This is a genomic window from Arthrobacter sp. YAF17, from assembly GCF_052113365.1.
Lineage (GTDB): Bacteria > Actinomycetota > Actinomycetes > Actinomycetales > Micrococcaceae > Arthrobacter.
The window spans coordinates 1-22936 of sequence record NZ_JBFRDB010000039.1 but is presented as its reverse complement, the minus strand read 5'-3'; the positions used below and the strand labels follow the sequence as shown (position 1 = coordinate 22936).

Below are 22936 nucleotides of genomic sequence, written 5' to 3'. Positions count from 1 at the left end.
GCTCAAGACTCTTGGGACCAAGCTGCAGGCCGGTTCGTCCGAGATCGACAAGCAGAGGTCGCTGCTGACCAAGGTGCTCGAGGGCACCGACTGGAAGGGCCCGGACGCCGACAAGTTCCGCAGCGAATGGAACGGCCAGCACGTTGCCGCCCTGGCCAAGGTTTCCCAGGCGCTGCAGGAGGCCGGCAAGCATGCCAGCCGCAACGCCACCGAGCAGGAAAGCGCTTCACGCTAGGCAGGCAGCCACCAGACACTCAACCGGCCCGGACGCAGCAGCGTCCGGGCCGGTTTGCGTCAGACCCCCTTACGGCACCGGTTCTACGTCGTTCGCATGGTCGAGCGCTGCCGGCACCGCCGCCCCACCGGCGCCGGACGACGTCCGGAGCTCGTCCAGCCGGACCAGCACGACGCCGCCGACGATCAGCAGCCCGCCCGTGAGCTGGATGGGACCGGGCAGCTCACCCAGCAACAGCCACGCCCAGATGACGGCGAACAACACTTCGGTCAGCGACACGAAGGAGGCCACCTTGGAACCGAGGGCCCGCGCCGCCACAATTCCGGAGACGTAGGCCAGCACCGTGGCCAGCACGATGAGACCGCCCAAAGCCACCCACCAGGGGGTGACCCAGGGGCCGAGCCGGGTGTCGGACGTGCTGAAGGCCATCGGCAGTAGACCGGTCGCTGCGGCGAGCCACATGGTGACGGCACCGACCATGAGCCCGCCGGAAGCAAGGACGATCGGCGGGAGCGTGTCGTTCTCCTTGGCGGTGATGAAGAAGTAGATGGCCAGGCAGACGGCGGCCGCGATCCCCCACAACACGCCGATGACGTCGATCTTGACGGCTCCCGTCAGGTCCAGGACCAGGACCAGCCCGCCCAGTGACAGCAGGGTTCCGGCGATGGTCAGGGGCCGCGGACGCCGGCGGCTGGCGGCCCAGAGCCACAGCACAATGATCACGGGGGCAAGGTATTCCAGCAGCAGGGCAACCCCTACCGACAGCCGGGACACCGCGTTGAAATAGAACAGCTGGCAGGCGGCGACGCCGATGAATCCGAAGAGCATGATCGTCAGCCAGTTGTCCCTGAGTTGATGCCAGCGTCCGCGCAGCGCCACAATGGCGGGAACGGCAAGGATGAGCGCGGCCCCCGTGAGGCGGGCGGTGACGGCCGCACCGGGGGTCCAGCCGGTCTCCAGCAGCGCCTTGGCAAAGGAGCCGGAGAGGCCGAAAACCGCCGAGGAGAACAAGGCGACCCCCAGGCCCGATGCCAGGAAGCCCGTCGCCGCGCCGGGCTTTCCGGCGTCGGGTTTTCCGGCGGACTGCGTTCCGGAATCCATCGTGACCGGTGCTTCGGCGGTGCGGCGTGCGGCAGACACGGGCTGCCTCCTGTCAGGAGTAAAGTAGGGTTATGCTCATGACAGTACGCCAGGCTAACGTAAGGAGTCAAGATGCTTTTTGCCCCTGACACAGAAATTGCCTTGCGTTCCGTGGTGAACCTGATTAACACCGCGGCCAATGGGGATGAACAACTCGCCACCACCCAGGATCTGGACCGGTTCCTGGCGGCGGAGCAATTCGCCGGCTCACGGACCCGGGACGCGGCCGAGTTGGCCGGCGTGCACCGCCTCCGCGGGGAGCTTGCCGACCTCTGGCTCGCGGACGAGTCCGCCGCAGTGGACACCCTGAACCGGCTGCTGCGGGAGGCGCAGGCACTCCCCCAACTGGTCAAGCACGATCAATGGGACTGGCACCTGCACGCCGCCACACAGGAAGCGCCGCTGGCGGACCGGATGAGCACGGAGGCCGCAATGGCCCTGGTGGACGTCATCCGCAGCAAAGAGATGGACCGCATGCTGGTGTGCGCCGCCGAAGACTGCGACGCCGTAGTGCTGGACCTCAGCCGGAACCGCTCCAAGCGCTACTGCGATACCGGAAACTGCGCGAACCGCGCCCACGTGGCAGCGTATCGGGCACGGAAAGCCGCGACCTGAGCCCGCACCTCACGGACGGGTCCGGATGTGGCGCCGGGACGACGGCGCGCCGCACTTCTTAGCGGGGGTCGCCGCCGGAGGTGTCACGGGGACCGTCCTCGGTTCCGGCGCCCGGGGCGTCGGCTTCCGCCCGGGACTGGGCCGGATGGCCGCCGTGGCCGGAGTTCCTGGAACTCAGGTTGACGCCGGATCCCTTGCCGAGATATTCGGCGTTGGGCTTATGGCCCATCGAAAGCATGGCCAGCACCACCAGGATCACGATGAAGGCGATGCCCGCGGCAATGAACGCGAGGTCAAAGCGGGGCATCTTCGCGGTGCCGCCGGAGGCGAAGATCAGCGTGGCGATGAAAGCCAGCACAGCCCAGAAAGCGGAGAACATGAGCGGCCCCTTGACCGATGTCCGCATCTTGCGCGGTTCTCCAGATTTCTGCTGTGCCAAGGTGCTTTCCTCCTGCAGCCGACGCCGCCAGGCGTGGCAGTTGTGATGCCGCAATCGTTCTACGCAAGGTAGAACCTGTCCCTACTAGTTTACGGCCTCCGCGGAATCGGCCCGTGCATCGTGCCGAAGGGTCAGGCCGGCCAACACCCAGAGCACTCCACTGATGATGGCGCCGCCGCCGGCGACCCCGAGGAGGGCGTGCGGACCGAGGTCGATGAAGAACGGCAGCAGGCCCGCCGTGCCCAGTGCGACGGCGCCGGAGGCCATCCAGTCCCGCGCGAGCACGGACCGGCCGCGGTGGGTGATGCCGAGATAGAGTTCTGCAGCGCCGGCAAGGCCAAGGCCCAGGGCCGCCAGCAGCCCGAAAACGAGGCTGCCCGGGATGAGCGCGACCGCGGCGCCGGTCCCTGCCAGCACGGCACCTGCGGCGGAAAGCATCTTGCCTGGTGCGGTCCCGGCCCTGAGGCCCGTCCTGTTCACGGTCCAGAGCAGCACCACGCCGGTGGCCAGCAGGTAGAGGCCGCCGGCCCACCCCATGGCCTCCGGTGACGGCGACGCCCAGAACACGGTCACGGCACCGAAGGCGAGTGCGATGGCGGCCCGGACCAGCACAGGTTTCCAGAGGTCCGCCGCGGCGGGAAGGGCGGCGGATGCGTCAGGGGCTGCATGGAGAGTCACCCGCCCAGTTTAGTGCGTCACTGCGGGCCCAGGACCATCCACCGGTCCGTTCGGGCGCGGAGGCCCAGCGTCACGGCCCTGGCCGCCATGTAGCCCAGCGAGAACGCCGCCCACAGCCAGAGCAGGCCCGCGCCGCCGGCGGCGCCGGACTGCCCAACGGCCAGCAGCAGCGGCAGGTACACGGCGAGATTCACGACGCCGGCAATCGCCAGGTATTTCGCGTCTCCCGCACCGATCAGCACGCCGTCCAGGACAAACACATAGCCGGCGATCGGCTGGCCGGCGGCAAGCACCCACAGGGCCAGCGTGAGGGCGGCCTGGACGTCGGCGTCGGACGTAAACAGCAGCCCTGCCCACGGCGCCGCGACGGCCAGCAGGATTCCGGTGAGCACACCGAAGCCGAGGCCCCAGCGGACCATGGTCCCGGTGAGCTCCCGCGCGGCCGACGGGCGGGACGCCCCGAGCTCCTTGCCGATCATCGCCTGCGCAGCAATCGCGAGGGCGTCCAGGGCGAACGCAAGCAGGGTAAAGACTGTCATCGCCAGCTGGTGGGCGGCCAGGTTCACCGGCCCCTGGGCCGTGGCCACGACAACCGTGGCGAGGATCGCGATGCGCAGGCTGAGCGTCCGCAGCATCAGCCACGAGCCCACCTTGGTCAGGGCACGGACGCCGCGCCAATCGGGCAGCAGGGACACCCCGTGGTTGCGGGCGTTTCGCTGGACCATCACCACGTAGACCAGAGCCATGGCCCACTGGGCGATGCTGGTGCCGATCGCCGAGCCGGCGACGGACCACTGCAGCCCGTAGACCAGGAAAAGATTGAGGACGACGTTCAGCGTGAAACCGGCGGCCGCCACAAGGAGCGGGGTGCGGGTGTCCTGCAGGCCCCGCAGCACGCCGGTCCCGGCGAAGATGAGCAGCATCGCCACGAGCCCGGGCATCGACCAGCGCAGGTACTCCACTGCGAATGTCCGCACCTCTGCACCGGCGCCCATCAGGTCAACGAGAGGTTCTGCGGCAAGGAAGCCGGCCGCGGCCAGGACGATTCCGAGGAGCAGTGCGAGCCAGACGCCGTCACGGCCGGCCGCGAGGGCCCGGGGAAGCTGGCCGTTGCCGACCGCCCGCGCCACGGCCGGCGTGGTCGAGTAGGCGAGGAACACCATCAGGCCCACAACCGTGTGCAGCACCGCCGACGCGAGTCCGACGCCGGCCAGCTGGGCCACGCCGAGATGTCCGACGATCGCCGCATCGGCGAGCAGGAACAGCGGTTCGGCAATCAGCGCACCGAAGGCCGGCACCGCGAGACGCAGGATCTCCCGCCGCCGGGCGGCCGCGGACGGCAGCGTGGCGGGGGTCTGGGCAGAGGCAGGCACGGAACCACCCTAACGGCACTTCCGGCGTCGCCCGGCTTCGCATTAGTTGACTTTTCAAGTACATACCGGAACACTAGAAGTTGAATCTTCAACTAAATCCGTGGCGGCCTGCAGCCGCCCTTCCTACGTCAGAACGGCACCCTATGAACCAGTCCACACTCACCACCTCGGCCCGCACCATCCTTCGGATCGTCGCGGGATTCCTCTTCGCCGCCCACGGCTGGCAGAAATTCAATGAGTTCACCATTGCCGGCACCCAGGCCGCCTTCGCACAGATGGGTGTCCCGGCCGCCAGCGTCGCAGCCCCGGTCATCGCCACGCTGGAACTCGTCGGCGGCGTCGCGCTGATCCTCGGCGTCCTCACCCGCGTATTCGCTGCCCTGCTCGCCGTAAACATGCTCGGCGCCCTATTCCTGGTCCATGCCCCGGCCGGCATCTATGCCGAAACGGGCGGCTACGAACTGGTGCTGATCCTGGCTGCCGCCGCCCTGGCAGTGGCCCTCGTCGGCGCAGGAAAAGTCTCCGTGGACAAGGTCCTGTTCGGCCGCGGCGGCTCCAGGCTCAGCGTCCGGGCATAAGGCAACCACCGGCGCCCCTGCGGCGCGCGGCAGCGGGCGGACACCTCCGGGTGGCCGCCCGCCGTCGTATCCGCCCCCGACCGCCGGGCACGTGTGGCGTCCCGGCCCGCATTTGTGTCCTCGCCCGCGACGCAGCCCCCGGGCGGTCAGTAAACTCTGACCATGAGTGAGAACGCCGCCAACTCCGTGACCCTGCGCTTCCTTGCGGCCCCCACGGACGTCGGCCACAGCGGTTCGGTCGACGCCGGAACCGTACTCGAGTGGGTGGACAAGGCGGCCTATGCCGCCGCGGTGGGCTGGGCCAAGTCCTATTGCGTGACGGCGTATGTGGGCAACATCCACTTTGCGGATCCGGTCAACAGCGGGGACATGGTCGACGTCGAGGCGACGATTGTCTACACGGGCCGGTCCTCCATGCACATCCGCACCGTCGTGTCCTCGGGGGATCCGAAGGGCGGCCCGGCCTCGATGCGCAGCCAGTGCATGGTGATCTTCGTGGCCGTCGGCGCGGACGGCAAGCCCATCCCGGTGCCGCAGTTCGAGCCGGTGACGCCGGAGGAAATCGAGCAGCGGGACCATGCGCTGGCGCGGATCAAGGTCCGCGAGGACATCGTCCAGGCGATGAGCGGACAGGAATATACCGACGCCGGAACCGCCGAGAATGTGGTCCTGCGCTTTGTGGCCGCCCCCACGGATGTGAACTGGGGCGGCAAGGTGCACGGCGGCATCGTGATGAAGTGGATTGACGAAGCGGCCTACGTGTGCGCTTCGCGGTACTGCGGGATGGACACGGTGGCGGTGTTCTCCGGCGGGGTGCGCTTCTACCGCCCGCTGCTGATTGGCCACGTGGTGGAAGTCGAGGCCCGGCTGGTCTACACCGGAACCAAAGGAATGCACATCGCGGTCCATGTCCGCTCGGGCGACCCGAAGGGGCGCGACCTGGAGCTCACCACCTACTGCCTGACCGTGATGGTGGCGCGCGACGAGCACGGCACGTCCGTCCCGATCCCGCCATGGGTGCCGGTGTCCGAGGAGGACAAGCGGCTGCACGCCCATGCCCGCGAGCTGCTGGAGATCCGGGGCCGGGCGCCGGGGAACCGGCTGCCCAACCACCTGCTGCGGGCCGGCGGCGCTTAGCCGCGTACGGCTAGAAGCCGCCGCCGCCGGCGTCGGCCGCCATGTTCGCGAACCGCGAGTAGTGGCCCTGGAAGGCGACCACAATGTCCTTGGTGGGGCCGTTGCGGTGCTTGGCGATGAGGATGTCCGCCTCGCCGGCGCGCGGCGATTCCTTGTCGTAGACGTCCTCACGGTGCAGCAGGATGACCATGTCGGCATCCTGCTCAATGGAACCTGATTCACGAAGGTCCGAGACCATCGGACGCTTGTCCTGGCGCTGTTCGGAGCCACGGTTCAGCTGCGACAGGGCAATGACGGGAACCTGCAGCTCCTTGGCCAGCAGCTTAAGCGCACGGGAGAATTCGGAGACTTCCTGCTGGCGGGACTCCACCTTCTTGCCGGAGCTCATCAGCTGGAGGTAGTCAAGGATGACGAGCTTGAGATCATGCTGCTGCTTCAGGCGGCGGCACTTGGCCCGGATTTCCATCAGGGACATGTTGGGGCTGTCATCGATGAAGAGCGGAGCCTCATTCATCCGGCCCATGGTGGTGGCGATCTTGGACCACTGCTCATCCTTGATGGTGCCCTTGCGCAGGTCCTGGAGGCCGATCGTGGCCTCCGCGGACAGCAGGCGCATGGCGATCTCGTTCCGGCCCATTTCCAGCGAGAACATCACGGTGGCGAGGTTGTTCTTGATGGCTGCGGAGCGGGCGAAATCCAACGCGAAAGTTGACTTGCCGACGGCGGGGCGGGCGGCGATGACGATCATCTGGCCGGGGTGCAGGCCGTGCGTGAGTTCGTCGAGTTCGTAGAAGCCGGTGGGGACGCCGGTCATTCCCTCCTCGCGGTGGCCGGACGCTTCGATCTCGTCCACGGTGGACTCCATGACGTCCTTGAGGACCACGTAGTCCTCTGCGGTGCGGCGCTCCGCCACGGCATAGATTTCCGCCTGGGCCTGGTTGACCAGGTCTTCAACCTCGCCGTCCTGGCCGTAGCCGAGCTGGACGATCTTGGTGCCGGCATTGACCAGGCGGCGCAGGACCGCGCGTTCACCCACGATTTCGGCGTAGTAGCCCGCGTTGGCGGCAGTGGGAACGGTCTGGATGAGCTCGTGAAGGTAGGCAGGGCCGCCGATCCGGTTGATCTCACCCCGCTTGGTCAGTTCATCCGAGACGGTGACGGCGTCGGCAGGTTCGCCGCGGCCGTAGAGGTCGATGATCGCTTCGTAGATCGTCTCGTGCGCGGGACGGTAGAAGTCCACGCCCCGCAGGATCTCGACGACGTCGGCAATGGCGTCCTTGGACAGCATCATGCCGCCCAGGACGGACTGCTCGGCGGGAATGTCCTGCGGCGGCTTGCGGCTGCCTTCGGCTCCCCGGGTCCCCTCGACTGAGTCCAGATGCGTAACTGACAAAACTGCCGTCCTTCATTGTGTGCCGCGGCGGATATCCGCGCCGGCGACGCGTATGCCATGGGCCTTGGTGCCCCGTGGCGTCGACCCGGCGTATCTCCGACGGGTTAAGTCCTATCAGCCGGCTCCGACACTTTGGCCGCCTTCCGGCACTGCCGGTTTTCCACAGTCCGTCCGTGCCCTTGCGGGTCAGAGGTTGAAGGAAGGCGTCGTGCAGCCAGCACCGGATTTCGGTATCCAAAGCTCGATCTCCAGCAACGGTATCCCCCGATCCGGCAGGCACCAACCCGACTGGCCGACGCGCCTGTGGATAACCTGTGCACTAGTGCCTTCTGCTTGTGCACAGCCTGTGGGAACAGCTGTGGATAGAAAATTTGTTGTTGCTGCATTTAGCCGCTGACCTGCGGAAACGTTGCATTCATGGTGTGGACACAAAAGAATTTTCGGCAAAGCTCATCCACAGCCCGCGGCCTGCGGCTGGGGATAGCGGGCGGCACATGAGGCCACACTCGGCCGGAAATATGCACATTAAGTGATGGTCCTCACGGAAGCTCCTCAGGATGGGCTGTGATGGCCGGGACCGGCGGCGCCCCGCATGCCGTTCGCGGCATGTGCTGTGGATAACTGCGATCTGGCATAAGCTCTTCACATGGGCGATGTATTGCTGGTCATACTGCCTGCCCTCATCCTGGCAGCAGTCCTCTGGGCGTTTGTTACGGCCCTCAAGCCGCGCAACTTCGGCATGTCCGACGCGGAGCGCTACCAGCACGAACTGGCAGTCCGTTCGCAGGCGCACTACGCCGCACAGGTGCAGGCCGCCACCGCAGCCCGCGCCCGCGTGGACGCAGTCACCAGGCCCAGCCAGAACGAACAGCAGCAGTCACAGCAGGCAGATAACGCCCGCCAGGCACTACGCGCCCAGGCGGGATCCGCGCCCGCCGCCGGGCAGCACGGCTACCAAGGACCTGTACTGCCCGGGGGCCAGCTCAATCCCCAGTTCACCCTGCAACTCCAGTCGCTGGCCCGGAACGGCAAGAAGATCCAGGCCATCAGGCTGCTGCGGCAGGCAACCCATTCAGATCTTTTGACCGCCAAGAATTTTGTAGATCGGCTGTAGCTTCATGGAATCCCTGCTAGTCCCCCTCCTGATTCTGGCCTTCGTCGGTGCCGGGGTCTTGATCGGCGCCCGCGTCCTCGGCCGCCGCCGCGCCCGGCCCCGGGCGGACACTGCGCCCCGGCCCGCACGCGACCCGCTTGAACTCGCCCGCACAGCCGCGGCCAAGCTCAGCCAGGACCAACACCGCCGCCTCTACGCGCTGATCGCCCAAGGGCAGGCCATGGCGGCCATCAAGCTGTACTTCGAGGCCACAGGAGACGGCCTGCGCGCCTCGCGGGACGCCGTGGGCGCCTTGGCGGCGCATCCGCAGCCATTCCGGCCGGAGGCCCCCGAGGAGGAGCCGGCCGAGGACGACGACGACGCTCCGCAGCGGTTCGCGTACCGGTACCGGGCGATCGCCAGCAAGGGCGATGTTACGCGCGAGGTCAGCAGCAACATGCTCAACGACGAGATCTACGGCAGGATCCGCACCCTGGCCAGAAGCGGCGATACCGAGGCCGCTGCCGAGGCCCTCACCCGCCACTCGGACATCTCCATCAAGCAGGCGCGCGAATTCATCGCCCTGCTCGAGGACTGACCTCCGGCCCCAGCGGCTAGAAGTCGAACAGTTCCCCGAGCCAGCCTTCCTTCTTCTTGGGGCGGCGTCGCTCGTCATAGCGCGGCTGGTCATAGCGGGGCCGGTCCCGCTCGTCGTACCGGCGGTCATCATAACGGCGGTCATCCGACCGCCGGCCGTCCCTGCGCGGGTCCAGGTTGTAGAGCGGCGGCGGGATGTGGCCGGATGGCACCGATGCCGGTGGAGCCGGCGGCGGCACCGGCACTGCGGGACCCATGGTCTCCGCAGCACGGTCAAGAATCTTGTCCAGCTCGCCCCTGTCCAGCCATACCCCGCGGCACTTGGGGCAGTAATCGATCTCGACACCACTTCGTTCGCTCATAATCAGGTCAATTGAATCCACGGGACATTTCATGTCCCGCACAACGACCCGGAGGAACTAATAGTTCGCCGTGCCTGCCGGCGGCGTCAACGCCGGCCCGAAATGCCGGCGAGCAGTTGTTCGAACGGCAGCGACTCCAGTGCAGCCTGCGTGGGCTCGGGCTGCGTGCCTTGCAGCAGCCCGACGAACTCCCCCGCCGCCCGGTCGATCCGCGTTGACAGGGGCGAGCCGCCGTCGTCGTTGTTCCCCCAGTCCTGGGGACCGGCAAAGACGGCCGTCGGGGCGGTGCGGGTGCGCAGGTACGTGAACAGCGGCCGCATGGCGAAGTCCAGGACCATTTGGTGCCGGTCGGTTCCGGCGGTGGCGCCGAGCAGTACAGCCTTTCCCGCCAGGGATTTGGGGTCCAGGACGTCGATGAAGGACTTGAAGAGGCCGCTGTAGGACGCGCTGAAAACGGGGCTGACGGCAATAATGCCGTCCGACGCCTGGACGCCGGCAATCACCCCCGCCAGCTTAGGTGCCGCGTAGCCGGTCACGAAGTTGTTCGCGATATCCACCGCAAGGTCCCGCAGCTCCACAACTTCGACGTCGGCTGCGTATCCGGCCGCAGCGAGCTGGCGTTCTGCGGACGCGGCCAGCTGGTCCGCGAGCAGGCGGCTCGACGACGGGACGCCGAGTCCGGCGGAAAGGACGGTGATACGGCGTGTTTCCACGGAGTGCTCCTGGTGTGAGGCGGGGGCCGAAGCCCTGATGCATGCGTTTGCATCTACCTGTAGAAGCGGGGCCCGGCGCCTTTTATTCCCTCGGTCGTTGCGCTACCACCTTTGGGCCCTAAACGGCCGGAATGGCAACCAGGATTGACGGGGCAACGGAGGGGGTCAGAGCAGGACGAAGCCCTCGATGCAGCTCACAGAGCTGCCGCCGACCCAGATGTCGTCCCCCGCCGCGTCGATGTGGACCCTGCCTGCCCGGCCCAGCACTGTCCCCTGCGCCGCAATGTACGACTCCGGAGCCCTGCCGCTGCGGATCAGCCACTGGGCTGCCCCGGCGTTGAAGCTGCCGGTCACGGGATCTTCCGCCGCGGCGTCACCCGGTATAAAGGTGCGCACCTCGAAGCCGGCCTCGGATCCGGCGGGATGGGGGCCGATGACGCCCACCTTGAGCCCGGCCATGGCCGCGTAGTCAGGCCGGATCCCCAGCACCAGCCCCGCCGACTCCAGCAGCACGCCGATCCAGTCCGGGCCGTTGACCAGCCAGGAGGCATCCAGCAGCGCCTCACGCGGGATCCCCAGGCCGGCGGCGACGCGGGCCAGGTCCTCCTCCCCCACGGGTCCCGAGCGGGTCAGGGGCGGGGCCGCGAAAGCCAGCCGGCCGCCGTCGCGCCTTACCCTGACAAGCCCCGCCCCGCACTCCTGGACCAGCACTCCGTCCTGCCGGGGGATCCCGCCGGCCTCAAGCCAGGCATGCGCCGAGCCAAGGGTGGGGTGGCCGGCAAAGGGGAACTCTTCGTTGCCGGTGAAGATCCTGACCCGGTAGTCCGCGCCGGGGTCGGTGGGCGGCAGCAGGAATGTGGTCTCGGAGAGGTTGGTCCAGTTGGCAAACTGCTGCATGGCCTGCGCCGAGAGACCCTCGGCGTCGATGACAACCGCCAGCGGGTTGCCGCGGTAAGGCTCGGACGAGAAGACGTCCACCTGCCCGAAGGGCCTCAGACGGGGCGCAGGTGCAGGATTCAAAGTCACCGCAGCAGGCTATCACCGGCGGCGTTGCGGCTGACAAGCCTGCCCCGGTCTGGGAGACTGCCCACATGACTGTGAACAGGACCCGCGCCGATACCCAAGACAAGGCTCAGAACAAGACTGTGGCAACCGGCGCGTCCGTCGAGGAGTTCCTGGCCGCCGTCGAGCCTCCCGTACGCAGGGAGGACGGCCTCCGGCTGCTGGAACTGATGTCCGGGATCACGGGGCAGCCGGCCGAGATGTGGGGCCCGACGATTGTTGGCTTCGGCACCTACCACTACAAGTATGAAACCGGGCGTGAAGGCGACGCTGCCGCCGTCGGCTTCTCGCCGCGGAAGGCCAGCCTGTCGCTCTACGGCCTGACGTACGGCCCCGAGGCGGCTGACCTGCTGGGCAGGCTGGGGAAACACAAGACGGGCGCGGGCTGCCTGTACGTCAACAAACTCCAGGACGTCGACGAGGCGGTGCTGGCCGAGCTGATCCGGAACGGGTACCGGCACGCCACCACGGTGCTTCACCACGGCTGAGTGTCCCGCCCAAGCAACGCAGGGTCACTTACAGCCCATAACGCCGAGCACCATGCACCGTAAGTGACCACGCGCTGGAGTTCAGCAGAAAGCCCCCGCGTCCGGTTCCCAGGGGAATCCGGAGGCGGGGGCTTTCCAGCAGTTCAGTCAGTCGAAACGACTACTTGCCTGCGACTACGTCGAGGTCGATCACAGCGGCAACGTCGTTGTGCAGACGGACGTTGGCCTGGTAGGAACCAACCGACTTGATGTGCGTCGGCAGTTCAACCTTGCGCTTGTCGATGCGGCCAAGGCCAGCGGCCTCAACAGCGTCAGCAACGTCGGCCTGCTTGACGGTGCCGAACAGGCGTCCGGTCTCGCCGGCCTTGACAACGAGCTTGACCGGCTTGGCGGAGAGTGCAGCGGCCTGCTTCTGAGCGTCTTCCAGGGAAGCGTGCTCGCGGGCGGCGCGGGCAGCCTTGATGGACTCAACCTGCTTCTCGCCACCCTTGGACCAGGTCAGGGCGAAGTTGCGGGGCAGCAGGTAGTTACGTGCGTAACCGTCCTTGACCTCGACAACATCGCCTGCAGCACCGAGACCGGTTACTTCGTGGGTCAGAATGAGCTTTGCCATGTTAGTTAATCCCTTCCTTAGCCGCGGCCAGCGCCGGAGTAAGGCAGCAGAGCAACTTCGCGGGCGTTCTTGATTGCCTGTGCGATCTTGCGCTGTTCCTGCACCGTGACGCCAGTGACGCGACGGGCGCGGATCTTTCCGCGGTCGGAGATGAACTTGCGCAGCAATGCTACGTCCTTGTAGTCGATGACAGTGATGTCAGCGGCCTTCAAGGGGTTGGACTTTGGTTTGGGCTTACGGAGTTCAGCCTTAGCCATCGTGGAGCTCCTATTCGATGGAGCCCGTGGATATTGATCCACGGGATGGTGGTGATCCGACGGCGGTCAGCGCCCGTCCGCCTCGCGGCGTCCGGCGGGGTCCGTCGTCGAACCTTAGATGTTGTTTAGAAGGGAGGTTCGGAATCCGGGCCGTTGCCCCAGCCGCCGCCTGCATTGCTGACCCCGGGCGTGGCCCACGGGTCATCCTGCTGCTGTGCGGGCTGGTTGCCGCCCCAGGTTCCACCCGAGTTGCCGCCCTGGTTTCCACCAGAACCGCCACCGAAGCCGCCGCCGCTGTTGCCGCCGCCGAAGCCACCCTGGGCACCGTTGCCGGCACCCCCACCGCCGGAGCGCTGGGTGCGGTTGACCTTGGCGTTGGCGTAGCGCAGGCTGGGGCCGATTTCATCGACCTCAAGCTCGATAACGGTGCGCTTCTCGCCTTCCTTGGTTTCGTAGGAACGGCTCTTCAGCCGGCCGGAAACGATCACGCGCATGCCCTTGGTCAGGGACTCGGCGACGTTTTCGGCGGCTTCACGCCATACCGACGCGCGGAGGAACAGGGTTTCCCCGTCCTTCCACTCATTGGACTGGCGGTCGAAGGTGCGGGGAGTAGACGCGATGGTGAAGTTCGCTACTGCCGAACCTGACGGTGTGAACCTCAGCTCGGGGTCATTGGTGAGATTGCCAATAACCGTAATAGTGGTTTCGCCTGCCATCTACTGCCTCCTTGTTCGTTCCTGCGGGGGGTGAAGAGTGAAAATTTGAAGCTGAGATTACTCAGCAACAACCTTCTGCTCTTCGGGGCGGGTGATCTTGGTGCGCATGATGGTCTCATTGAGGCTCAGCTGGCGATCAAGTTCCTTGGCGGTAGCCGGCTCAGCGGTGAAGTTCACCACGGCGTAGATACCTTCAGACTTCTTCTGGATTTCGTAAGCCAGGCGACGACGGCCCCAGATGTCAACCTTTTCGATGGTTCCACCATCGGTCGTGATGACGTTCAGGAACTTCTGAAGCGTTGGCTCAACGGTACGCTCTTCGACCTCGGGGTCGATGATTACCATCAATTCGTAAGGACGCATATGTGAACCCACCTCCTTTGGGCTAAGCGGTTACGGCATTTCCGTAACAGGAGGTTCATTTGCGGTGCCATGTGCCCRCATTCCCCCAGGAACGGGGGCAGGGCGCAGCACAGACTTCAATAGCTTAGTGCATTGGGACCGGATTCCGCGATTCCATGTCTGTCCAGGGTAGGCGCCGCCGGCCAGGTCCCGGAAGCAGCGCCGGCCTTTATGTGGACAACCCTGTGCCATGATCGGGGAATGACCACCGGATTCCAATCCACCAGCCCTGTCCGACGCAGCCGGCTGCGTTTTGCGGCGATGCTCGTCGCAGGCGCTACCGCAGCCGCAGTCACCGGACTGACCGGGCACTGGGTGGCAGCTCCCGCCGCGGGCTGGGGTGTCGCCGCACTGACCTACGTCGTGTGGGTCTGGCTTGCGATCGGCCGCTTCGACCCCGACGAAACCCGCGCGCATGCAACAACAGAGGACCCGTCCCGCAGCATCACCGACCTGCTGATCCTGGCAGCCAACGTCGCGAGCCTCGGCGCGGTGGCCGCCGTCGTCGTTGATTCCCATAGCGGCGAAGGCAGGTCCGGCCTGGGTAGCGCGCTGCTGGCGCTGGCGTCAGTGGCCCTGTCCTGGCTGCTAGTGCAGACGCTGTTCACGCTGCGGTACGCCGAGTTGTATTACAGCACGGACGGGAAATCCGGGACGGCGGTGGGCGGCATCGACTTCAACCAGGAGGGGCCGCCGCGGTACACCGACTTCGCTTACCTCGCCTCGAGCCTGGGCATGACCTACCAGGTTTCGGACACCGCCCTCCAGAACCACGGCGTTCGTGCGGAGGCGCTCAAGCACAGCCTCCTGTCCTACCTCTTTGGCACCGTCATCCTCGCCACGACCATCAGCCTCGTGATCAGTCTCGCCTTCTAGGGTCYGGGGCAGATTGCCCTACATTGCCGTCTCGGTTCCGGTCTTTGGCGGATCCCAGGACAAAAACCGAGTATTGGACAGGAAAACTACTCGACTTCAGCCGATGCCTCCAACCCCGAGCGTGACCCGGGCCTTCGTTTTGCAACAAGCGTTGGCGTGCGGAGGTATTTATGTCAGTTCGGGACCTGGTTCTTCTCATCGGAAACCCCGGCTGAATGGTCTCTCGGGGTGGAATGGGGGCAGTCATGGTTTTGTTCGGCCGCAACAAGGAAATTGCTCGGATTCGTGCGCTTATCCGCAGTCCCAGGGAATCCGCCCTGATTGTCACGGGAGGACACGGCAGCGGCAAGTCGTCATTGCTCGCGGAGATCCCCACCTTGAATGAGTACCGACAGGTTCTCATCCGCTCCATGCCGATGTGTCCGCTTATCTCTGCTGAGCCACAAGAATATATCGCCGAAAAGTCGGTTGCCGCACTGGGACGGAAATGAACAAGACTAATCCAGGCGATCGATCAGTCGGCGCAACGAATGCTGACGCCGAAGTGGGTGTGCGTGCGATCAAGGGGGCCCTATGGAGCGGGGTCAACACCCTGCTCCTGAAAGTTACCAACATCGCGATCATGGCGTTGGTTATTCGGATTGTCACGCCTCGCGACTTTGGCATCTTTGCCGTTGCGCTTGTGGTTCATGCCGTCGTATCGAGTTTCGGCGAACTGGGCCTGTCCTCTTGCATTGCGAGGCGCGACCTTGATCCGGATCGCGTGGCATCCACCGTAGCGCTGCTCGCACTTTTGAGCAGCTTCACGCTGGCCTGCATCATGGCCCTCGCTGCGGAGCCACTGGCAACTTCCTTGGGTGCGTCAGAAGCAGCACAAGCGATTCGCGTCTTGTCCATAGCTGTCTTTTTGGGGGGCGTCTTCACGGTCCCGGGTGCCCTACTCGTCCGAGAGTTCCGGCAAGACAGAGTCTTACTCGCGAGTGTCGTCAGTTTCCTGCCCATGAATGCACTTCTCATCTTCTTGGCCGTCGAGGGGAACGGTGCGCTGGCCTTCGCCTGGTCAAGGGTCCTGGGACAGCTAATAGGCGGAGCCGTTATGGCCGTTAGCGTAAAGCGGCACTATTGGCCGCGGCTGAAACGACCTGAGGTCATGCCCGTTCTCCGATTCGGACTTCCTCTTGCTGGAGCTAATCTGCTGTCCTACGTCCTCCTTAACGCGGATTACGCAATTATTGCCAAGTCTTTGGGAATCGACGAATTGGGGATATACATGCTGGCCTTCACTGTTGCCTCATGGTCCACATCGGTGCTCAGCTCCACGATCAATAGCGTAGCCATGCCGGCATTCTCGGCAATAGGATCCGATCCCGATGGCCTAAGGCAAATGCTTAGGCGCGCAACCCAAATGGTTTCGTTGATAGCATTTCCGGTTGGAGCACTTACGGTGGCGCTGTCCCACTCGCTTATCGAAGTGATCTACGGGGAGACCTGGATTTTGGCTGCGCCCGTACTGTCTATCCTGGCCGTGTATGGCGCACTGTTCTCCCTATCACTGTTGCTGTCCAACCTACTGGTTGGAACGGGTCGATCCGGCACAGTCATGGTCGTCCAATCCGTTTGGATAGCAGCCTTGATCCCCTCAGTTGCGGTGGGGGTTTCACAGCTTGGGCTGACAGGCGCCGCATATGCCCACGTCGCCGTCATTATCCTTGTCATTGTGCCCATGTACCTCTGGTCTCTGCGCGGATCAGTCGCCTCGGCAGCGCGGGTACTCGCCGTCTCCATGGCCACCCCGGTTTTCGCCTCGGTGCTGGCCGGGGCAATGGCACTGTGGGCCTCCAGTTGGTTCAGCCAACCTTTGGGCAGCCTCGTTGCCGGAGGCCTCGTTGGCGGAACGACCTATTGCCTCCTGGTGGTTCCGATGGTCGTCCAGTTCCTTCCCCATCCCCTCCAAGGACGAGTCCTGCGTTCAATTCGCTTCTACGGGTCATTGATGGGCGCATTCGGGAAGAAAGTTTCAGTAGGCAGGGGTCAAAATGACAGCTAGTGCAGGTGGCGCCCTCCCAAGGATGCTACTTTTCCGTTGGACCAAACCCGGGCTTGCGCCTTTTCTTTCGCAGCATTTGGACGCACAGGTCCGCACACTAAGTTACTTTTTCGAAGTGGAAGTAGTTGACTATGACTGCGACTATGGCCAGGTCTGCGACAAATTTGAACCTGCCCTCAGCGTCTTCGAATCGGGGGTGTATTCCGGGGGTCGCCGGATTACCAATACAGAGGCCCGGTCCGACATTCCCAAACTGGGCTTCCTGCATTCTGACGCATACGATATCGCGCGTGCCGTTTTCATCTCCGATATGTCGCACTGGGGGGTTGAGAACTACTTCACAACGTCGGTGGCCATGGCTGAATATTCGCCCGACATCGCAGGAAATCTCTTCGTCTGGCCGAACGCAATCGATCCAGCGGTTTTTCATGACTACGGGCTGGAGAAGAATATCCCAGTTCTCGTCACTGGAAGCCAGGAACCCCACTATCCATGGCGCAACGCTGTCAGCAGAGTACTGTCGAAGAATTACGCGACCATGACCATGCCGCATTTTGGGTGGGGCGGAGCTACGGCGCGAACTGTATACGGTGAACGCTATGCGAAATTGCTGAACGCCAGCGTCTTTGTCCCGACTTGCGGCAGCATGGCCAAGGAAGTCGTTCGCAAGCAACTTGAGATTCCCGCATCAATGTCCTGCTTGGTAACCGAGCGGACCCCGGGATTGGAGGCGTTCGGGTTCGAAGACATGGTCAACTGTGTCTTCGCTGATCCGAATGATGTGCTCCAGAAGCTGGATGCCTTGTCGAGTGACCAGGAACAACTTCGAAGCATTACCCAAGCCGGGTTCGAACTCGTGCATTCGAGGCATACGGAGGCGAACCGCAGCCAGGTCCTGGAATGGCTCCACTTGAATCTGGAGCGAAAACCGGGACAGAAGATCACTCAGGAGAACCCCAGCGGCCCGCTTGCCTTATCCCCAGCGGATTCCCCTCGGCCAATTATCGTGGGACCTGGCACCGACAGAACCTATCTCGCGGCGGGCTGGCGGTTGCTTCGGTCTGGACTGCCGCAGCTTGCGGAGCGCGAATTCCTGAAGTGCCTGAACTTTTACTCCATTCCAGAAGCCATTCCCGGGTTGGTATTTGCGGGCCTCACGAAAGGCGACTGTGAGGCTGCATTGGACTGGGCTACCCAGGCGGTGTCTGAGAATCTCGACGCTCGGGGAGCCGCTGATCCTGACCCCGTTCTTTGGGCGTGCTTTCTACGATCGCTGGTTTGCGCCGGCGAGATGACCAAAGCAGCTTCGTCATCGAACCGCTTTCCCAACCTGAAGCACCCTGAGCTGGACCGCGTGCGCTCAGTACTGGCCACATTGCGTCCTGACCTGGAGACCATGCCCATTCGCAGCGAAGGGATTGGAGTACGCCCGACTATTGCCCCTGTGCCCGAGCTCAGCTGGGACTTATGGCGGCAAGAATTCGTCACCATGCTCCTCACATGCGGTCAGCAAGGAAGTGCCCAGCTACTCAAGGAAAGCGCGATACCCGGTCAGGCTCACCCCGCGGAACTTCGACCGATTCGACCGAACGGTGCAGCATATTGGCGCCGGATTCCAAAGCGGTTGGTTCGAACCGTCAGGACTCGTCTGAAGTCCGGGTGGATCCAGCGTGCGCGCATGATGTTATCCCCGTACAAGCAGCGAATTGTGTCGGACGAATGGACAACGACGATCAAGGACCTCGCCCGCCGAGAACAGCTTTCGTATGCGGTCCTAGTGGGCACGCCGGAAGCCAGGGGACGCGCGGCTCTTGAAGCGGGTCTTCGGATGAACCCTTGGCTTCCTCCCCTGCATCACGTCGATTCCTGCGCCCAAGCATCCACGCAGGGACTATTTGGGCAGCCACGATCCGAACGGGTACTGACTCTCATCAGCCTGCACGAAGTCGACGCCCATCCCCCCACTGCCGCAGATATCACTGCCCTGTCTACCTGTTCGCTTGTCATCATCAACGGAACGACGACCGTCGGCGGTTACAGGCTTCTCTCCGGCCTCCTACGGGGGGGCGACTTCGGTCTTGAGTCCCACGAGCCTTCCCGGAAAGGCGGTCGGGCTATTCTTCGACAGCTTTCCCTCGCGGCCACCGACTCCGTGGAGGCAGCATCATGAGGACACGGACGACCGAGTTGCCTCGCACCGGGGTTCTCGAAATGTCGGATGACTGGATCGACGCAGCTGGGCTGATGGGGTCCGCTCCAGCTGACGGCTTCACTTCCCTCCCTCTGGCGGGTCGCAAGCCTGCGGCCACGGCCTTTGCTGCTCATGGCGCACGGCAGGCATCCCCATGAAAAAGCGCCGGACACCGGAACAGGAAGTGCTCCTCTATATTCCGGGGAGCCGCTGGGATGACGTGCACGGAACCGACTACCGGCTCGCCATGGCCTTGGCTGCCGACGTCCCGGTCCTGTGGATCGATCCGCCGCTTCCCCTACACCGGGCCAATCAGAACCGGTGGGGGCGGGGCCTACGAACTGTCGAAGTCATGGAGGTGGCACCGGGTATCACCCGGGTGCGTTCCCTGTCGGTCCCCGGATTTGCCCGTCTTGGGTACTCCTCCGTCGCAAATGTCCTTCTGGCCCGCGCCATCAAGACGGCACTCCGACGGCACCGGTTGCGCCCCTTCGCGACTATTCTCTCCTCGCCGATCAGCAGATTTCCCGCGGGAGTCGCAGGAACAAAGCTCCTGTACGTCACCGACGACTGGGTTGCGGGAGCCGAACTCATGAACCTGTCCCGCCGGTTGGTGCAAAGGCGGCTGCGGGACAACCTGCGAACCGCCGACGTGTGTGCCACGGTCTCCCCACCCCTTGCTTCGGTCCTGGCGGGGACCGCCGACGCGGCCGCTTCCGTCGTCGTGATCCCGAATGGCTGCGAGCTTCCGGACCGCTGGGAGCATGGCACGCCGCGCCGCCGGAATGCCGGCCTCATCGGACAGTTGAATGAGCGACTGGACATGCAGCTTCTTGAAGCCGTCCAGAACGCCGGAATCCCACTCCTGGTGATCGGTCCCCGCACTGAGCACGACGAAGAGACAGGGAGGCGGCTCGATGCCTTCCTTGCCGCGCCCAACGTGACCTGGCTCGGCGAACTCCCGTCCCGGGAACTCGCTCCGCACCTGGCTGAGATCGGTGTGGGGTTGACCCCCTATGCGGACACGGCATTCAACCGCTCGAGCTTTCCTCTCAAGACGCTGGAGTACCTCGCATCCGGAATGCCCGTCGTTGCGAGCGACCTGCCGGCAGTCCGCTGGCTCGACACCGAACATGTCGCCATCGGATCCGGGCCCGTCGATTTCGCCAACCAGGTCCGGAGGATCCTCGACAGCCCGGATGAGGCTGACCTCGGGCCCCGGCGGCGCGACGTCGCTGCCCTGCATACCTGGCACGTCAGGGCGGCCCAGATTCTCGAGACACTACAAGGAGTCAAGCCATGAGCCAACCCAGGACCTTCCGACCGCCGGCAGGAGATCAAAGCAGCGCCGGCGTCGATCACGTGCTGCTGACCCGGTTCAACCTCCCGTCGGCAGGTGCCGAGAGCATTGTGCGGGCGAAGGATGGCTGGCTGCGTACTCGGATCGAGTTATTCCGCCGGTTTTGCCTGCCCTCGGTGCTTGAACAGACCCGCCAGGATTTCAAGTGGATTATCTATCTCGACCCGCAAAGCCCCGAATGGCTGGTCAGCGCCATGGACGACCTCAACCACCGCGGGACATTCACCCCCATCTACCGGGCCGAGGTCGGACGCAGCGAACTCCTCGAGGACCTGCGCTCAGTTTCCGGAGCGAATCACCGGGAGCTCCTGACCACCAACCTGGACAATGACGACGGCCTGGCGGCGGACTTCGTCGAACGTCTGCAGGCCGCCGGAAGCGACGGCATCCGTTCGGCGCTCTACCTGACCAACGGTCTGATCACCAGTGGCAGCGCCCTTTACCTCCGCCGGGACCGGTCAAATGCCTTCTGCTCTGTCCGGGAAGAATGGGGGGCCGCCCGGACATGCTGGTCGGATTGGCACAACCTGCTGGGACAGTCGATGCGCGTCCGCGAGCTCACCGGTGCCCCGGCATGGCTCCAAGTCGTTCACGATTCCAATGTCAGCAACAGAATCCGCGGGAAGCGTGTATCGCCGGCCCCGTATCGCGCTACGTTCGGAGCCTTGCTCGACGGCATTGACGACGTCGGCCGACTCGACCTCATGAGGGACTTCGCGCTGGAGAGGCCACGCCGGGTCGCGCTGGACTCGGGCCGATCCCTGATGAAGCAGGCGGCCATGACCTTGGTGGGCAAGGAAGGCCTCGACCGGCTAAAAGCGCAGTGGGCATTTCGCACGGCGCAGCAACGGAAGGCCGAACCGTGAGCGCCGCCGAGGCTAAGCCAATGAATCAGATCAGTTTGTGTGTTTCCACGTATAACCGGGTTGATGATCTGACGAGGTTGCTTTCAAGCGCTCTTACACAGGAGCCGCCAATCCCCATCATTGTTTACGATGACGCGTCCTCGGATGGTACGGCAGAGGCCGTCCGGGAGCAGTTTCCCAGCGTAAGGCTCATCGTGGGCCGCGCAAATGTTGGCCTTATCGCCGCCCGGAATATTTGTATCCAGGCGGCTTCCACACCGTTTGTCATCATCTTGGACGACGATGCGTACTTTATGTCCGCCCACACTGCTCAACAAACCCTTGACGACTTTACGTCACCCAGCATTGCAGCAATTGCCATTCCCTTTATTGAAAACGGGACACTAATGCAAGGCGATATGTCTGGCCGTTCGATTGAGCTGACCAGGAGCTTCATCGGTGCCGCGCACGGTCTGCGCCGGGATGCCGTACTCGACTGCGGCGGCCTGCGTGAATCCTATAAGTTCTACTGCGAGGAATCCGACATAGCGATTCGCCTCTTGGCCGCTGGCATGGTCGTTAGGCACGGCACCTCAGACCCGGTTGTGCATTGCCCCAATGCTGACCGCGAGCCCCTGCGAAGGCGTCAATTGAGGTGGCGCAGTGAACTTCGCTTCAAGTGGTGCCACACGCCCGCATTACTCCTCGCGCCCGTCGTCGGCGCTCATCTGGGCCTTCTTTTGATTCGGTGCGGGCAATTTGGCGGCCTGAAGGAATCAATTCGATTGGGTTTCGCCTCCTGGAGGGATGTCCTCAAATCAAAGTCCGAACGAAAAGGCGTGGACTTCCAGATCTATTTCTTGTGGAGACGGCTTGCCAAGATTCCTCGACTGACGTTGGGCGCCATCGACCACATGCTCGTCATTCGCCGTGGACGACAGGGCCAGGAGCCGTCCTGATTGCCTCTACACCCGCGTCCGGAAGAACTGTTCGGTCACCTTCGCGAGCCTCGGCGCGGTGGCCGCTGTCGTCGTTGATTCCCATAGCGGCGAAGGCAGGTCCGGCCTGGGCGGCGGGCTGCTGGCGCTGGCGTCAGTGGCCCTGTCCTGGCTGCTGGTGCAGACGCTGTTCACGCTGCGGTACGCCGAGTTGTATTACAGCACGGACGGGAAATCCGGGACGGCGGTGGGCGGCATCGACTTCAACCAGGAGGGACCGCCGCGGTACACCGACTTCGCTTACCTCGCGTCGAGTCTGGGCATGACCTACCAGGTTTCGGACACCGCCCTCCAGAACCACGGCATCCGTGCGGAGGCGCTCAAGCACAGCCTCCTGTCCTACCTCTTTGGCACCGTCATCCTCGCCACGACCATCAGCCTCGTGATCAGTCTCGCCTTCTGAGCCCCGGGGCAGATTGACATACATTGCCGTCTCGGTTCCGGTCTTTTGGCGGATCCCAGGACAAAAACCGAGTATTGGACAGGAAAACTACTCGACTTCAGCCGATGCCCTACTCGACTATTTGGGCGCCCTAGGCCCCCGGCATGCCCCCGGCTATATTTGCAAAAAGCAAGCCATTTTGGTCAGGGCCTTCGCTCCAACCCCGAGCGTGACCCGGGCCTTCGTTTTGCAACAAGCGTTGGCGTGCGGAGGTATTTATGTCAGTTCGGGACCTGGTTCTTCTCATCGGAAACCCCGGCTGAATGGTCTCTCGGGGTGGAGTGGA

General features: G+C 64.2%; 27 protein-coding genes. 15 read left to right on the top strand and 12 right to left on the bottom strand.

From position 1 onward, the window contains the following. Window positions 1–235, top strand: a 235-nt coding sequence (locus tag AB4Y67_RS18755) for a hypothetical protein (RefSeq protein WP_441407264.1), incomplete at its 5' end; no start/stop codon positions are given. 69 nt (window positions 236–304) lie between these two features. On the opposite strand, the gene AB4Y67_RS18750 is transcribed toward AB4Y67_RS18755, so the two are convergent. Then, entirely contained in the window at window positions 305–1336 is a 1032-nt protein-coding gene (locus AB4Y67_RS18750; protein ID WP_441407265.1) for an EamA family transporter, read from the bottom strand. Window positions 1337–1447: 111 nt separating this feature from the next. Between AB4Y67_RS18750 and AB4Y67_RS18745 the strand changes: the two genes are divergently transcribed. After that, window positions 1448–1990, top strand: a complete 543-nt coding sequence (locus AB4Y67_RS18745; RefSeq protein WP_441407263.1) for a CGNR zinc finger domain-containing protein — start codon at window positions 1448–1450, stop codon at window positions 1988–1990. Window positions 1991–2048: 58 nt separating this feature from the next. Here AB4Y67_RS18745 and AB4Y67_RS18740 read toward each other — a convergent pair whose 3' ends face one another. The 3 genes from AB4Y67_RS18740 to AB4Y67_RS18730 form a co-directional block, all read right to left on the bottom strand. Then, entirely contained in the window at window positions 2049–2429 is a 381-nt protein-coding gene (locus tag AB4Y67_RS18740) for a hypothetical protein (protein WP_441407262.1), read from the bottom strand. Window positions 2430–2513: 84 nt separating this feature from the next. Next, window positions 2514–3107, bottom strand: coding sequence for a hypothetical protein (locus tag AB4Y67_RS18735; protein WP_441407261.1), 594 nt, complete (start codon window positions 3105–3107; stop codon window positions 2514–2516). Between the two features lie 17 nt (window positions 3108–3124). Next, a complete protein-coding gene (locus AB4Y67_RS18730) occupies window positions 3125–4480 on the bottom strand; it encodes an MATE family efflux transporter (protein WP_441407260.1) in 1356 nt (451 codons plus the stop codon). A gap of 143 nt (window positions 4481–4623) precedes the next feature. Between AB4Y67_RS18730 and AB4Y67_RS18725 the strand changes: the two genes are divergently transcribed. After that, window positions 4624–5058, top strand: coding sequence for a DoxX family protein (locus AB4Y67_RS18725; protein ID WP_441407259.1), 435 nt, complete (start codon window positions 4624–4626; stop codon window positions 5056–5058). 162 nt (window positions 5059–5220) lie between these two features. After that, complete coding sequence (locus AB4Y67_RS18720) at window positions 5221–6195, top strand: acyl-CoA thioesterase (protein ID WP_441407258.1); 975 nt, start codon at window positions 5221–5223, stop codon at window positions 6193–6195. Window positions 6196–6205: 10 nt separating this feature from the next. Here the strand turns inward: AB4Y67_RS18720 and dnaB are convergent, their stop codons facing one another. Next, on the bottom strand, window positions 6206–7588 hold the full coding sequence (dnaB, locus tag AB4Y67_RS18715; RefSeq protein WP_224048010.1) for a replicative DNA helicase: 1383 nt from the start codon (window positions 7586–7588) through the stop codon (window positions 6206–6208). A gap of 646 nt (window positions 7589–8234) precedes the next feature. On the opposite strand from dnaB, the gene AB4Y67_RS18710 reads away from it, so the two are divergent. Next, window positions 8235–8702 (top strand): hypothetical protein, encoded by a 468-nt coding sequence (locus tag AB4Y67_RS18710; protein ID WP_441407257.1) that lies wholly within the window; start codon window positions 8235–8237, stop codon window positions 8700–8702. Between the two features lie 4 nt (window positions 8703–8706). Beyond that, complete coding sequence (locus AB4Y67_RS18705) at window positions 8707–9279, top strand: hypothetical protein (protein ID WP_441407256.1); 573 nt, start codon at window positions 8707–8709, stop codon at window positions 9277–9279. A gap of 16 nt (window positions 9280–9295) precedes the next feature. On the opposite strand, the gene AB4Y67_RS18700 is transcribed toward AB4Y67_RS18705, so the two are convergent. The 3 genes from AB4Y67_RS18700 to AB4Y67_RS18690 form a co-directional block, all read right to left on the bottom strand. Continuing rightward, on the bottom strand, window positions 9296–9673 hold the full coding sequence (locus AB4Y67_RS18700) for a zf-TFIIB domain-containing protein (RefSeq protein WP_441407255.1): 378 nt from the start codon (window positions 9671–9673) through the stop codon (window positions 9296–9298). A gap of 53 nt (window positions 9674–9726) precedes the next feature. Continuing rightward, a complete protein-coding gene (locus tag AB4Y67_RS18695) occupies window positions 9727–10353 on the bottom strand; it encodes an FMN reductase (protein ID WP_441407254.1) in 627 nt (208 codons plus the stop codon). 165 nt (window positions 10354–10518) lie between these two features. Next, complete coding sequence (locus AB4Y67_RS18690) at window positions 10519–11379, bottom strand: PhzF family phenazine biosynthesis protein (protein ID WP_441407253.1); 861 nt, start codon at window positions 11377–11379, stop codon at window positions 10519–10521. A gap of 65 nt (window positions 11380–11444) precedes the next feature. On the opposite strand from AB4Y67_RS18690, the gene AB4Y67_RS18685 reads away from it, so the two are divergent. Continuing rightward, window positions 11445–11903, top strand: coding sequence for a DUF1801 domain-containing protein (locus AB4Y67_RS18685; RefSeq protein WP_441407252.1), 459 nt, complete (start codon window positions 11445–11447; stop codon window positions 11901–11903). 160 nt (window positions 11904–12063) lie between these two features. On the opposite strand, the gene rplI is transcribed toward AB4Y67_RS18685, so the two are convergent. From rplI to rpsF, 4 genes are all read right to left on the bottom strand, one after another. Continuing rightward, on the bottom strand, window positions 12064–12516 hold the full coding sequence (gene rplI, locus AB4Y67_RS18680) for a 50S ribosomal protein L9 (RefSeq protein ID WP_441407251.1): 453 nt from the start codon (window positions 12514–12516) through the stop codon (window positions 12064–12066). 17 nt (window positions 12517–12533) lie between these two features. Then, the gene (gene rpsR / locus AB4Y67_RS18675) at window positions 12534–12773 is read right to left on the bottom strand and encodes a 30S ribosomal protein S18 (protein ID WP_003800144.1); all 240 of its coding nucleotides are present in this window, start codon (window positions 12771–12773) and stop codon (window positions 12534–12536) included. A 125-nt stretch (window positions 12774–12898) separates the two neighbouring features. Next, the gene (locus tag AB4Y67_RS18670; RefSeq protein ID WP_224048018.1) at window positions 12899–13489 is read right to left on the bottom strand and encodes a single-stranded DNA-binding protein; all 591 of its coding nucleotides are present in this window, start codon (window positions 13487–13489) and stop codon (window positions 12899–12901) included. 57 nt (window positions 13490–13546) lie between these two features. Beyond that, entirely contained in the window at window positions 13547–13852 is a 306-nt protein-coding gene (gene rpsF, locus AB4Y67_RS18665; protein ID WP_056428835.1) for a 30S ribosomal protein S6, read from the bottom strand. Window positions 13853–14092: 240 nt separating this feature from the next. Here rpsF and AB4Y67_RS18660 point away from each other — a divergent pair, with 240 nt between their 5' ends. From AB4Y67_RS18660 to AB4Y67_RS18625, 8 genes are all read left to right on the top strand, one after another. After that, the gene (locus AB4Y67_RS18660) at window positions 14093–14767 is read left to right on the top strand and encodes a DUF1345 domain-containing protein (protein WP_441407250.1); all 675 of its coding nucleotides are present in this window, start codon (window positions 14093–14095) and stop codon (window positions 14765–14767) included. 245 nt (window positions 14768–15012) lie between these two features. After that, window positions 15013–15258: an ATP-binding protein gene (locus tag AB4Y67_RS18655; RefSeq protein ID WP_441407249.1), complete on the top strand. Its 246-nt coding sequence runs from the start codon at window positions 15013–15015 to the stop codon at window positions 15256–15258. Further along, window positions 15255–16814: an oligosaccharide flippase family protein gene (locus AB4Y67_RS18650; protein ID WP_441407248.1), complete on the top strand. Its 1560-nt coding sequence runs from the start codon at window positions 15255–15257 to the stop codon at window positions 16812–16814. The genes AB4Y67_RS18655 and AB4Y67_RS18650 overlap by 4 nt, the downstream gene beginning before the upstream one ends. Window positions 16815–16929: 115 nt before the next feature. Then, entirely contained in the window at window positions 16930–18984 is a 2055-nt protein-coding gene (locus AB4Y67_RS18645; protein ID WP_441407247.1) for a glycosyltransferase family protein, read from the top strand. Window positions 18985–19159: 175 nt separating this feature from the next. After that, entirely contained in the window at window positions 19160–20308 is a 1149-nt protein-coding gene (locus AB4Y67_RS18640; RefSeq protein ID WP_441407246.1) for a glycosyltransferase, read from the top strand. After that, window positions 20305–21231 (top strand): glycosyltransferase, encoded by a 927-nt coding sequence (locus tag AB4Y67_RS18635; RefSeq protein ID WP_441407245.1) that lies wholly within the window; start codon window positions 20305–20307, stop codon window positions 21229–21231. The genes AB4Y67_RS18640 and AB4Y67_RS18635 overlap by 4 nt, the downstream gene beginning before the upstream one ends. Continuing rightward, window positions 21228–22169, top strand: coding sequence for a glycosyltransferase family 2 protein (locus AB4Y67_RS18630; RefSeq protein WP_441407244.1), 942 nt, complete (start codon window positions 21228–21230; stop codon window positions 22167–22169). Before AB4Y67_RS18635 ends, AB4Y67_RS18630 begins: the two co-directional genes overlap by 4 nt. Then, on the top strand, window positions 22141–22611 hold the full coding sequence (locus AB4Y67_RS18625) for a DUF1345 domain-containing protein (RefSeq protein WP_441407243.1): 471 nt from the start codon (window positions 22141–22143) through the stop codon (window positions 22609–22611). Before AB4Y67_RS18630 ends, AB4Y67_RS18625 begins: the two co-directional genes overlap by 29 nt. Window positions 22612–22936 lie beyond the last annotated feature (325 nt).